We start from the raw sequence: 11,788 nt of genomic DNA, 5'->3' as shown, positions 1-11,788 counted from the left end.
TCAATGAATTGGAGACGCTGGTGATTTCCCCCCCCCATTCTTGGCGACGGTGGCCGTGTCGGTGCTGCGCTTGCCACCGTAGAGCATCTTGCGGATCACATCAAGCCGGGTCATGGTGGCCCAGTTCATGAAGTTGCCGCTCCACTGGTTCGATCCGCCGCACGAATATTTCTTGGACTTCTTGGTACCGTTGGTGATTTCCGTGACCGAGGCCGTGGCGGTGGGCTCGAAGCGGTTGTTCTGATAGACGTAGCACTTGGCCGCGTCGAAGTAGCCGTAGTACGTGAAGTCGGGCTTGAACGTGGTGTCGATATTGCCGTCGCCGTCGAGATCCTCGAAGTCGGTATAGATGGGGCCGAACAAGGTATGGTCCTTCGAGGTGGCCAGCATCAGCATCGGCTTGTTGGAGGTGGTGACGATGTTGGGCGGTATGGCCTCCCGGGGCGTGGACACTTCCAAGGGATCCAACGGTGTGGCGTGCACGAGTTCGCAGGCGGCCAGCACGGCCATGCCCAGCAACAGCGTTTTCTTCTTCAATGCATTCATTTCAAGCCCTCGCTTCTCATGCAATCGATATGCCTCACGGCATGAATATGGTTTGCAGCACGACCTGCGTTCGCTCGGAATAGCCGAAGCCGCGGGCCGTGATGCGGTACATCTCGGCCCATTCGTTCGGGCGCTCCCCCTGGCCGCTGACCTGCGTTTCGACTTGGTTGATGCGCACGTTCTTGCGCCGGAAGTACTCGATCAGGTATTCGGGTTGCCTGGAAACGCCGTTGACGGGCGCCACCCCGGTAAAGGTGCCCAAGGGCACGCCGCCCACGAAGGTGTCGCAGTTGGTAGCGGTCACGGGCTGTCTGCCCGGTTTCGCGTCTTTGTCGTCATTCCACTGCCCGCCCTTACCCTCCGGCCACCAAGTCTCGGACACGGAGGGGCCGTCGGTCCAGGCCATGAGCGCATAGTCGGCGTCAGGTTTGGCGCACAGGCCGCGCAGGCAGTTGGCAGTGAAGTCCGAGGGAATGAGCTTCACCTTGCCCCGGCTGCACGATGCGTTGTCCGCTTTTTCCTTGAAGGCGGAGATGAAGTCGCGCTCAGCATCGCGTAACGCGGCCTCCGCGGCCTGCCAGGCGGCGGCCTGATCGTTCTCGTTGCGCGCGATGCCTTCGGACAGCATCGACTGGCGCGCGGTCCACAGGCTAATGCCCGTGATGGCGATGATGATCATCATGACAACGACCAGCGCAACGCCACGCTCACGGGGTTCAACACGTTGATTAGGGATGGAAGCAATCAGAAGACTCATGGCAGCCGCTCTCAATAACTCAGACGCAGCGCGTTTCTCACGCCGAAGACTTGTTCGTAACGTGCCATCTGGTAGCCCGCGGGTTGGTTCTTTTCCGTGCCCGCGCAGTCCTTGTAGGTGCTGGTGCTGCCTGACGAATCCGCAATGCGGGTGCTGCCACCCAAAGTGCGCGTCAGCAGGCATACGCGCACAGCGGTCACGCGCTGCCAGCCTGCCAGGGAATGCCCCCTGACGTTCAATGCAGTCAACCCGTTCACTTCGGTCGCGGTATAGAAACGGGTCGGCGCAAGGGAGTTGTAGGCGGCCGTAGGGTCGTAGGCGGTATAGACGCCATAGGTAAACTGGAGGTCTTCCACGCCCGCCACAAGGGGCTGATACACGCCAATCACGCCTTTGTAGCTCTGACCATTGCCGCTGCAGGCGAGGCTCTTGGTAATTAGGTCGTTGTTGTCGACGAACATCTTCGTGTCCCTCAACGTGTAGCGGTTAGAGACGAAAAGTGGCAGTTGCGGCGGCAAAGCAGAGTCCACTGCAGCAGGGGGCGTGCCCTTGTTCAGTTTGCGCTGGGCGTTGCTGGGGTCGTTGCCCACGAACGAGCCGGTGCAGTCCTTGCTGGTTCCAGGTGCGACGCTAGCATCGCTGGTGAAGTAGTTGACGACGAGCGTGTCGGGCTTGGTGTCCTCAGCACTCGGGCAGGTGCCATCGTTCGAATTGAATTGCCCTCCATCGCAGCCATAGACGCCCGTCTGGTAGGCCGTGGGCGGCCAGCCCGCAGCTGTGTTCTCCCAGTCGGTAGCGACGCGGGTCGCACCTTGTAAAGGGTAGTAGGAGTCGTACATGCCCTGCTGAGTGGCATCTGGAGGAATGGGAAGCACGTTAGCCGGGTAGTAGCCGGCATTCATCAGTTCCCTTCCAATGGTCTGCAAGACGAAGGAGCCCGTCTCGCGGCTGGCACTCAAGCGCTCGATAGAACGCTGGCCTTCACGGGAAGCCAAGTAGGCATAGATGGCCGCGGCCACGACCACCAGGCTGATCGCCAGGGCCACCATCAGTTCGACGAGGGACAGGCCAGACTGCTTCTTCATGGGATGCGGCGTGGTCATAGGGCTCAGGGCGTGAGGAAGAACCGAGCGCAGCGCACGCCCTCAGGAGCACTGGCTGCAGATGGACAACATGACTGCTGAGCCATGCCGACGGGCGTGTCCGCAGAACAGACCGGGGCTTTCTTCAAAGCGCGCACACCAGACTCTTCTTTGGTCTGCTCCTTATCCATCCACATCAGCGTCAGGTCGATGCCATTGCCCTTGTCGCCCGAGACCATCGCCGCTCCCTGCGGCAAAAGCGTGCGCACCCGCTGACGCCAAGTGACCATGTCGTAGTCTGAGCGCTCCTGTTCGGTGCAACTGCTCGTTTCGCAGTTCTTGCTCACCGTCAACGCTGCACTTTGCTGGGTGGCCCAGTTGTCGGCTATCCGGTACTTGGACGGCAGCACGATCGAAGCGCCTTCGGAATCCACGAGTATCTTGTCGATGAAGCCTGGCCCTGCAGCGCCAGGATTGACGCGGACTTTTTCGACGAATTCCGAGAGCAGTGTCGCTGAGGCGGAACGTGCCCAGGTGTTGATTTTGTATTTGGCGGTAGCGGCCTGCAAGCCAGCAATGCCCAGCAAGCCAATGGAGAGCAGCAACACGGCCACCATGATCTCGATCAGAGTAAAACCCCGTGTGCGCCTACGCGAATGCCCCGCCGGTGTACGCGGGCGCCGGGTCATTAGTAGTTGGTGCATGTTTTGTTTCCCGGAATCACGCGTGAGCGTCCCATCATGTCGACGCAAATGTTGGTGCCGAACTTGTCCGTCATGGGGTCGTTCACTTCGCCATAGACAAGGTCAAACCGGCCCTTCGCAGATGGAATCCCGCGGGCGCTGAACTGCATGGATTTGACGGAGTCCTGGGTATTCAGAAGAATGATCGAATCGCTGGCGACGCGTGCCAAGATGACATCCTTGGCGTCGGGCTTCTTGACCGAGCTGTCGCAACTGGGGTTGAGGAACACGATCCAGCCTTTCTGCCAATCCTCACCCGCTGTGGTGCACTCCGGTGCAGCATCGCCGGCCTTGCTGCTCATGCACATCACCGTGCAGATGTTGTGGCTAACCGCCGCATTGCGCGCGCGCATCACGCTGGACGTGAAGTCACCGGTAACGGAGGTCATCTTGCCGCGCACGATGAAGTCGCGAAACGATGGCGCAGCCAAGGTTGCCAACACGGCGACCACGGCAAGTATCACCAGCAGTTCGATCAGGGTGATGCCCCGATTGCTTCGAAGAGGCGAACGGCGGGGGCGGGGGAAACAATCCATGGTTGGAATTCTGGTAACAAACCTCTTGAACATCGTTACCGCTGATACCTCCAGATTGACCATTGGTCCATTTCCTTGCGGAGCGCTACCATCCCGGGCGCCATGACAACCGCATCGCCCGTCATCCACCAAGCGCTTGGGCTCGCCGCCCATGCGCTTTTTCTTTCCAACCCCAATCCCCGCGTAGGCTGCGTCATCACAGATGGCAGCGGCGCCGTGCTGGGTCAAGGCTTCACCCAGCAGGCCGGTGGCCCCCATGCCGAGGTGATGGCGCTGCGCGACGCCCTGGCGCAGGGCAACGACGTGCGCGGCGGGACGGCCTATGTGACGCTGGAGCCCTGCGCGCACCAGGGCCGCACGGGGCCGTGCTGCGATGCGCTGGCGCAGGCGGGCATCGCGCGCGTGGTGGCCTCCCTTGCCGACCCGAATCCCCTGGTGGCCGGCCAGGGGTTTGCGCGTTTGCGCGCGGCCGGGGTGGATGTCGAAGTGGGTCCGGGCGCTGCCGAGGCGCGCGAGCTGAACATCGGCTTCTTCAGCCGCATGGTGCGCGGCACGCCGTGGGTGCGCATGAAGTCGGCAGCCTCGCTCGATGGCGTGACGGCGCTGGCCAATGGCGCCAGCCAGTGGATCACCTCGCCCGAAGCCCGGGCGGACGGCCATGCCTGGCGGGCGCGGGCATGCGCCGTGCTGACCGGCATCGGAACGGTGCTGGAGGACGACCCGCGCCTGGACGTGCGCGAGGTGGCCACGCCGCGCCAACCTCATCTCGCCATCGTGGACAGCCGCCTGCAAACGCCGGCCGATGCGCACCTGTTCGACGTGCCCCAGCGGCAGGTCTTCATCTACACCGCCGCAGCGGAAAGCGCGCCCCAGGCGGACGCCCTGCGCGCCAGGGGCGCGGTGCTGGTGCCCCTGCCCAATGCCCATGGCAAGGTGGACCTGCCCGCCATGCTGCGCGACTTGGGCGCGCGCGGCGTGAACGAGCTGCACATGGAAGCGGGCAACAAGCTCAATGGCTCGTTCATCCGCGAAGGGCTGGTGGACGAGGTGCTGCTGTATGCCGCCCCGCTGCTGCTGGGCAGCGGCGGCCAGGGCATTGCCGGGTGGGGGCCGCTGGAGTCCCTGGCCGAAGGGGTGCGCATGGCATTCCACTCCGCCGATCGCATCGGCCCCGATCTGCGGCTGGTGGCACGCATCCTGGGCCGCGCCGACTTCTAGGGCGGCGGCGGCCCGCCTGCGCATGTCCGGTTGTCCGACAGCGAACGCCACGCGCGTGGCGTTATATCTTCGGTACATGGTTTTCAACCTCATACACGCCCTGCCCTCCGCCGCCCTTCAGCCACACGGCTTGATGCTGCTGCGCTGGTGCGCCATGGCGTGCCTAGTGCTCGCTTGCGGCGGCTGCGCAGGCCTGCCGAAGGACGTGAACCGGCCGCCATCCACCGCGTTCGATGCGTCCTCCGCACCCACGGCCCTCTCCGCGCTGGTGGCCGAACGCCGGCAGGCGGCCGGCGGCAAGTCTCCGTCGGGTTTCCTGCTGCTCAGCGGCCCGCAGGAGGCCTATGGCAGCCGGCTGGCGCTGGTGCAAGCGGCGCAGAAGACGCTGGATTTGCAGTACTACGCCATCCACGCAGACACCAGCTCCGCCCGCCTGCTGCGCGGCGTGGTGGAGGCCGCGCGCCGGGGGTGCGCGTGCGCATCCTGCTGGACGATTTCCACAGCACTGGCCGCAATGCGCTGGTGATGCGCATGGCATTTGAGCCAGGCATCGAGATGCGCATGTTCAACCCCGTGGCGGGCACGCGCGCGTCGGCGCTGGGGCGGCTGTGGGGCTCCGTCACCGATTTCTCGCGCGTGCAGCAGCGCATGCACAACAAGCTGTTCCTGGCCGACAGCGTGATGGGCGTGACCGGCGGGCGCAACCTGGGCGATGCCTATTTCGGCCAGGGGCAGGCGGAGAACTTCGTCGACCTCGACGTGCTGGCCGTGGGCCCCATCGTCGGCGAGATGGCGCGCAGCTTCGACAGTTACTGGAACAACCCGCGCGCCTATCCCGTGCAATCGCTCATCACCGAGGAAGAGCTGGCACGCATCCGCTCGCAGGCGCTGCCTTCCGAAAGCGACGGCGCGCCGGCGAAAGGCGCACCGTCGCCATCGGCCCACGCCGACCTGGCCTGGAACGAAGAGCCCATGGACCTGCGCAGCGCCGAGTTCGCCTGGGCACCCGCCGTGATGCTGGTGGACAAGCCCGCCAAGATCGCGCTGGACGGCGAGGACGCGCCCGTTCCCACCGAAGGCGCAGCCCCTGCGGACACCGTGGTGGACGGGCTGCTCAACCTCATGGACCGCACGCGCAAGGACCTGCTCATCATCTCGCCCTACTTCGTGCCGGGCGAAGACATGAAGAAGGCCTTTGCCGAAGCGCGCGCGCGGGGGTGCGGGTGCGGGTGCTGACCAATTCGCTGGCCTCCAACGACGCACCCATCGCCCACGTGGGCTATGCACGCCACCGCGAGGATCTGCTGGCCATGGGCGTCGAGCTCTACGAGCTGCGCAGCGAACAGGCGGGGCTGCGCTCGGCCTTCGGCAACTCGGGGGGCGGCGGCTCCGTGGGCGCATCGCGCTCCATGCTGCATTCCAAGGTGATGGTGATGGACGGCCGGCTGGTGGCGGTAGGTTCCATGAACCTGGACCTGCGCTCGCAGCTGCAGAACACCGAGATCGCCCTGCTCATCCGCAGCCGCGCGCTGGCTGCCGAGGCTGCCCAGCAGATCGAGGCCGCCATGCGCGAAGCCTCCTGGCACCTGCAGCGCACGGACGGCGGCGCGCTGGTATGGCGCGCACCCGAGGGCAGCGGCCTGGCCGACGCCTACACGGACCCCGATGCCAGCCTGGGCCTGCGCCTGCTGCTCAGGCTGCTGGGGCCGCTGGCCCCCGATCACCTCTTGTAAGGCTTTCCACCCATTCGGTGATGGTGCGCTGGTCGGTCAGCACGCGCACCTGCTGAAACGCCGCCTCGGCTTGGGGGTAGCGCCGGCGCAGCAGGTTCAGCCACTGCTTGAGCCGGCCGGCGCGCTGGCGCGGATCCAGGTCTTCGCACACCAAGCGCCAGAAACGGGCGATGTGCGGCGGCAGCGCCTCCCAGGGCAGCGGCGGCGCATCGGGCCGGCCCGCATCCACGGCGCGGATGGCCAGCGCCAGCCCGGGGTCGGCCACGATGCCGCGGCCCAGCATGAGCGCGCCGCAGCCCGATACGGCGCGGCAGCGCAGCGCGTCGGCCACGGTCCAGATCTCGCCGTTGGCGACCACGGGGATGCGCACCGCCGCGCAGATGGCGGGGATCTGCTCCCAATAGGCGGGCGGGCGGTAGCCGTCGGCCTTGGTGCGTGCGTGCACCACCAGCTCGCAGGCGCCGCCGTCCTGCATGGCCTGCGCGCAGTCGAGCGCCAGGCGGGCGTCGTCGTAGCCCAGCCGCATCTTGGCCGACACGGGCAGACGGGCCGGCACCGCGCGGCGCACGGCAGCCACCACGGCGGCGATGCGTTCGGGCTCGCGCAGCAGCGCGGCGCCGCCGCCGTGGCGATTCACCGTCTTGGCGGGACAGCCGAAGTTCAGGTCGATGCCCTCGGGGCCCAGCTCCGCCAGGCGGGCGGCGTTCTCGGCCATGCTCACCGGGTCGGAGCCCAGCAGTTGCGCCCGCACCGGCACGCCCGACAGCGTGCGGCCGCCGTTGTGCAGCTCGGGGATGTAGCGCAGGAACACCTTGTCCGGCAGCAGGCTGCCGGTGATGCGGATGAACTCCGACACGCACCGGTCCACCCCGCCCACGCGGGTGAGCACGTCGCGCAGCACGAAGTCGAGCAGCCCCTCCATGGGGGCGAGCAGCAGCGGCGGTGCGGATGCGCTCATTTTTGAATGAAATCAGCCTCTAGCGCTTATGCAGCAAGCGCAACCAGCTATCAAAAGAGGAGTTACGAATCTGTGGCGTGCACACCCAGGCGCCACAGCGAGGTGACCTCGGTCGCGCGCGCGCCGGCCAGCACGTCGCCGCCGGCCGTAGCCTTGCCATGGCGCGGACGGATGTCGTGGCGGCCGAGTACCTCCAACCCGGCGGCAGCGATCCAGCCGAGCAGTTCGTCGCGGCTGCGCAGGCGCAGGTGCTCGGCCAGGTCGGACAGGATGAGCCATCCCTCGCCCTGCGGCGCCAGATGCGCCGCCAAGCCCGCGAGAAAGCCGCGCAGCATGCGGCCGCCCTCGTCGTACACCGCGCGCTCGATGGGTGCAGCGGCCTTGGCCGGCAGCCAGGGCGGGTTGCAGACGACGAGCGGGGCACGCCCCTCTGGGAACAGGTCGGCTTGCAGCAGCTCCATGCGGCCGGCCAGGCCCAGGCGGGCCAGGTTGTCCTGCGCGCAGGCCAGGGCGCGCGGGTCCAGCTCGGTCGCCACCACGCGGTCCACGCCGCGCCGCGCCAGCACGGCGGCCAGCACGCCGGTGCCGGTGCCGATCTCGAAGGCCAGCGCCTCCGCGCCCGGCGGCAGCGGCGCCTGGGCGACCAGGTCCACGTATTCGCCGCGCACGGGCGAGAACACGCCGTAGTGCGGATGGATGCGCGCGTCCAGCGCAGGCACGGGCACCCCCTTCTTGCGCCATTCGTGCGCGCCCACAGCCCCCAGCAGTTCGCGCAGCGAGACGACGCAGGGTGCGCCGGGCGCGGCGCCCCAGGCCTCGGCACAGGCCACGCGCCAGTCGGGCGCGCGTCGCAGGGCGATGCCCCAGTCGGGCTCCAGCCCGATCAGCAGCAGGCCCAGCAGGCGTGCGCGCTGCGCCTGCGCCTGGCGGTGCAGGTGGAAGGCGTGCGGGAACTCCGGAGCGGCAGCGTGCTTGCCGCCCTTGCGGTCCTTGCGCGGACGGTCGATGCGGCGCTTGAGCGCATCCAGCAGGTGGCGCGCGTTCTGGAAGTCGCCGCGCCACAGCAGGCCCGTGCCTTCGCACACCAGGCGATAAGCGGCGTCGGCGGCCAGCGTGTCGTCGGCCAGCACCACGCGACGCGGCGCGCTGGCGCCGCTTTCGGAGCGCCACGGCGCGCTGCGCTCATCGCCGTGCTCGCTCCAGTGGATCATGCGGCGAGGGCGACCTGCTGGTTGATCGGACGCTTGAGGCGCACTTCCTCGATCTTCATGCCGCCGACGACGGCCGTCTTGGCGGTCGTCATCTCGCGCTTGAAGCCGGCCAGCTCGTGGAAGCGCAGCGCGCGCTCGTTGCGCAGCGGCACCCAGGCGGTAACCGTGGTGCAGCCCTCTTCCTGCAGGCCATCGCGGGCGGCGTCCCACAGGGCCAGGCCCACGCCCTGGTTCCAGTGCGTGGGGGCGGCGTAGATGGCCCAGATTTCGCCGGTGGTGGGGCGGGATTTTTCATCGCGCGAGCGGTCGAAGCCGACGAAGCCGACGATCCTGTCGCCGTCCACGGCCACCTGGACCTGGGGTTCGCAATATTCGATGGCCTCGCGCCAATAGGCTTGGCGCTTCTCCACCGAGGACATGGATTTCAATTGCTCGTCTGGCACCAGACCGCGATAGGCCTCCATCGCAGCGGCGGTATGGACCTGGGCGATGGCTTTGGCATCGCGAAGGGTGGCGGGACGAACCTGGATACTGGACATGGGGAAACGAAAAACGGGTGGGAAACGAAAAACCCGCTATTGTCGCGCAAACGGATTTTCGCTTCCTACCCCCTGCTGTTTCCACGTTCCCCACCGTGCCATTGCACGCAAACGGCGCCAGTTGTGGCAGGCGCTACATCAGCCTGCGCAGCATCGCCATGACCTGGTCGAAACGCGCTCCGTAGGGCGGGTACAGCAGGTGCCCCAGGGACCAGCGCGACTGCGCCAGCACCGACTTCTGGTGGCAAAAGCGCAGGAAGCCCTGTTCGCCGTGGTAGGCCCCCCAGCCGCTGTCGCCCACGCCGCCGAAGGGCAGCGCGCCGTGCGCGATGTGCATCAGCGTGTCGTTCACCGACACGCCGCCGCTCACCGTGCGGCGCAGCACGTCGTCGCGCACCTGCTCGCTGCGGCCGAACCAGTACAGCGCCAGCGGGCGCGGGCGGGCGTTGATGTGGGCGATGGCGTCGTCCAGCCGCTCGTAGCCCAGCACGGGCAGCACCGGGCCGAAGATTTCCTCCTGCATGAGCTGCATCTGCGGCGTGGCGCCGAACACCAGCACCGGCGCCATCTGCCGGCCCACGCCATCGCCGATGCCCTGGGGCGGTGGCGGCGGCGAGCCCGGCACGGGCTGCATCACCTGCACCTCGGCCCCCTGGGTCTGCGCCTGCTGCAGCATGGTGCGCAGCCGCGCGAAGTGGCGCGTGGTGATGATCGACGCGTAGTCCGGATTGCCCTCGAAGTACGGAAACAGCCGCGCCACGGCCGCGCGGAAGGCGTCGGCGAACGCTGCCTCGCTGCCGCGCGGCAGCAGCACGTAATCGGGCGCGATGCACGTTTGTCCCGCGTTGAGCAGCTTGCCGTGGGCGATCTTGAGCGCGGCATCCTGCATGTCGCAGTCCGCATCGATGATGCAGGGCGACTTTCCGCCCAGCTCCAGCGTGGTCGGCGTGAGGTTGGCCGCCGCCGCCTGCGCCACCTTGCGGCCCACGGCCGTGGAGCCGGTGAACACGAGGTGGTCGAACGGCAGCGAGGCGACCAGCGCCGCCGTGGCCGCGTCGCCCTGCACCACGCAGAACTCGTCGGGCGCGAAGAACTGCGCCACCAGCGCCGCGAGCTGCGCCGAGGTGTGCGGCGTGAGCTCGCTGGGCTTGAGCACCACGCGGTTGCCCGCCGCCAGCGCGCCGATGGCCGGCGCCAGCGCGAGCTGCACCGGGTAGTTCCACGGCGAGATGATGCCCACCACGCCCAGCGGCTGCCGCTCGATCCAACCACGCGCGGGCTGCAGGAACAGCGGCGTGCGCACCTTGCGCGGCCGGCACCAGCGCGCCAGGTGCCGCAGCGTGTGCGCGAGTTCCGTGCGCAGCAGGAACAGATCCGCCACCTCGGTCAGGCGCTGCGAGCGCATGCCGAAGTCCGCCTGCACCGCCGCCGCCAGCACGGGGCCATGCTCGTCGAGCATCTTGGACAGGCGCAGCAGCCGCTCGCGGCGCACCATGAGCGGCACGTCGGGGTGCGCGCGGCTGGCATGGTGCTGGATCTCGAACAGGTGGCGGATGTCGTCAGGGCTCATGGCTTCCATGATAGGGCGCGCAGGCACGCCGTTGGCGCAAAGGCACGTGACATTGTTTTGCCGCACGGTCCTTCGTAAGATGCCCCACCCCTTCCCCAGACCTGAAAGGCCCATCGAGATGAACGGTCATTGCCTCTGCGGCGCAGTCAGCTTCACGTCGCCCGACACGAAAGAGATCGGCGCCTGCCATTGCGGCTTCTGCCGCCGCTGGGGCGGCGGGCCGATGCTGGCCGTGCATTGCGGGCCGGACGTGGCGTTCACGGGCGAGGACCAGATCGCCGTCTACGCGTCCTCGGACTGGGCGCAGCGCGCCTTCTGCAAGCGGTGCGGTACGCACCTGTACTACAAGCTGCTGGCGACGGGCGAGTACTTCGTTCCGGCCGGAGCGTTCGACACGCAGGACTTCACGCTGGCCAGCCAGATCTACATCGACAACAAGCCCGCGTACTACACCTTCGCGGAACAGACGCCAATGCTCACGGAACAGCAGGTGATCGCGCAGTATGCGCTGCCCAGCGATTGAAGCCTTTTTAACCTCCAGCGCTTACCCATCAAGCGCTGGCAGCTCTCATTTCAGGAGCAATCAGCGGACTTCGCGCGGCACCACGTCGGTCACGTCGGCACCGCCTTGCGCCGCACGCGCCGAGGGGCTGGGGGCCGTCCAGCGCGCGGTGCTGCGGTAGACGGTGCTCCAGCCATCGCGCGGGCTCATGCGCATGGCCCAGGGCATGACCGGCCGGCCCGTGAGGCGCGCCCACAGTGCGCGCACCCCCCAGACGAGCGCCAGCACGGCAGCCGCGGCCAGCAGGCTCAGGAAAAAGAGCACGCCCATGGCGAGTACCACGAGGCGCAATGTCCACCGGATCGCGCCGGCCACTATGTCGTTCAAACCATG

The 11,788-nt window shown here is 67.2% G+C and carries 12 protein-coding genes and 1 pseudogene; 3 read left to right on the top strand and 10 right to left on the bottom strand.

Features of this window, described 5'->3' with window-relative positions; translation table 11 throughout:
• The 5 genes from AAG689_RS04085 to AAG689_RS04065 are packed head-to-tail and all read right to left on the bottom strand — an operon-like array spanning position 1 to position 3,892.
• Positions 1 to 546 carry a hypothetical protein gene (locus AAG689_RS04085; protein ID WP_406624861.1) on the bottom strand — a complete coding sequence of 182 codons (546 nt, stop codon included), beginning with the start codon at positions 544 to 546 and terminating at the stop codon, positions 1 to 3.
• 34 nt (positions 547 to 580) lie between these two features.
• Positions 581 to 1,303: a PilX N-terminal domain-containing pilus assembly protein gene (locus tag AAG689_RS04080; protein WP_406624860.1), complete on the bottom strand. Its 723-nt coding sequence runs from the start codon at positions 1,301 to 1,303 to the stop codon at positions 581 to 583.
• A gap of 11 nt (positions 1,304 to 1,314) precedes the next feature.
• A complete protein-coding gene (locus AAG689_RS04075) occupies positions 1,315 to 2,406 on the bottom strand; it encodes a PilW family protein (RefSeq protein ID WP_406624859.1) in 1,092 nt (363 codons plus the stop codon).
• A 5-nt stretch (positions 2,407 to 2,411) separates the two neighbouring features.
• Positions 2,412 to 3,074: a type IV pilus modification protein PilV gene (gene pilV / locus AAG689_RS04070; protein ID WP_406626284.1), complete on the bottom strand. Its 663-nt coding sequence runs from the start codon at positions 3,072 to 3,074 to the stop codon at positions 2,412 to 2,414.
• Complete coding sequence (locus AAG689_RS04065) at positions 3,074 to 3,892, bottom strand: GspH/FimT family pseudopilin (protein ID WP_406624858.1); 819 nt, start codon at positions 3,890 to 3,892, stop codon at positions 3,074 to 3,076. The genes pilV and AAG689_RS04065 overlap by 1 nt, the downstream gene beginning before the upstream one ends.
• Here AAG689_RS04065 and ribD point away from each other — a divergent pair.
• Positions 3,788 to 4,882, top strand: coding sequence for a bifunctional diaminohydroxyphosphoribosylaminopyrimidine deaminase/5-amino-6-(5-phosphoribosylamino)uracil reductase RibD (gene ribD / locus AAG689_RS04060; RefSeq protein ID WP_406626283.1), 1,095 nt, complete (start codon positions 3,788 to 3,790; stop codon positions 4,880 to 4,882). The genes AAG689_RS04065 and ribD overlap by 105 nt on opposite strands.
• A 133-nt stretch (positions 4,883 to 5,015) precedes the next feature.
• Positions 5,016 to 6,615 (top strand): annotated as a pseudogene (locus AAG689_RS04055) (phospholipase D family protein).
• On the opposite strand, the gene AAG689_RS04050 reads toward AAG689_RS04055, so the two are convergent.
• From AAG689_RS04050 to AAG689_RS04035, 4 genes are all read right to left on the bottom strand, one after another.
• Positions 6,575 to 7,573 (bottom strand): tRNA dihydrouridine synthase, encoded by a 999-nt coding sequence (locus AAG689_RS04050; protein ID WP_406624857.1) that lies wholly within the window; start codon positions 7,571 to 7,573, stop codon positions 6,575 to 6,577. The pseudogene AAG689_RS04055 and the gene AAG689_RS04050 overlap by 41 nt on opposite strands.
• Before the next feature lie 62 nt (positions 7,574 to 7,635).
• Positions 7,636 to 8,784 (bottom strand): methyltransferase, encoded by a 1,149-nt coding sequence (locus AAG689_RS04045; RefSeq protein WP_406624856.1) that lies wholly within the window; start codon positions 8,782 to 8,784, stop codon positions 7,636 to 7,638.
• Positions 8,781 to 9,323 carry an N-acetyltransferase family protein gene (locus AAG689_RS04040; protein ID WP_406624855.1) on the bottom strand — a complete coding sequence of 181 codons (543 nt, stop codon included), beginning with the start codon at positions 9,321 to 9,323 and terminating at the stop codon, positions 8,781 to 8,783. The genes AAG689_RS04045 and AAG689_RS04040 overlap by 4 nt, the downstream gene beginning before the upstream one ends.
• Positions 9,324 to 9,456: 133 nt before the next feature.
• On the bottom strand, positions 9,457 to 10,893 hold the full coding sequence (locus AAG689_RS04035; RefSeq protein ID WP_020229780.1) for a coniferyl aldehyde dehydrogenase: 1,437 nt from the start codon (positions 10,891 to 10,893) through the stop codon (positions 9,457 to 9,459).
• Between the two features lie 118 nt (positions 10,894 to 11,011).
• On the opposite strand from AAG689_RS04035, the gene AAG689_RS04030 reads away from it, so the two are divergent.
• Entirely contained in the window at positions 11,012 to 11,416 is a 405-nt protein-coding gene (locus AAG689_RS04030) for a GFA family protein (RefSeq protein WP_406624854.1), read from the top strand.
• Positions 11,417 to 11,476: 60 nt separating this feature from the next.
• Here AAG689_RS04030 and AAG689_RS04025 read toward each other — a convergent pair whose 3' ends face one another.
• The gene (locus AAG689_RS04025; protein ID WP_024001925.1) at positions 11,477 to 11,782 is read right to left on the bottom strand and encodes a hypothetical protein; all 306 of its coding nucleotides are present in this window, start codon (positions 11,780 to 11,782) and stop codon (positions 11,477 to 11,479) included.
• Positions 11,783 to 11,788 lie beyond the last annotated feature (6 nt).

It is taken from the genome of Acidovorax sp. SDU_ACID1 (assembly GCF_045291395.1).
In the GTDB taxonomy this organism is placed as follows: domain Bacteria; phylum Pseudomonadota; class Gammaproteobacteria; order Burkholderiales; family Burkholderiaceae_C; genus MR-S7.
Note: the sequence above shows the minus strand (reverse complement) of the source record. Positions and strands in the feature narration are given on the sequence as shown.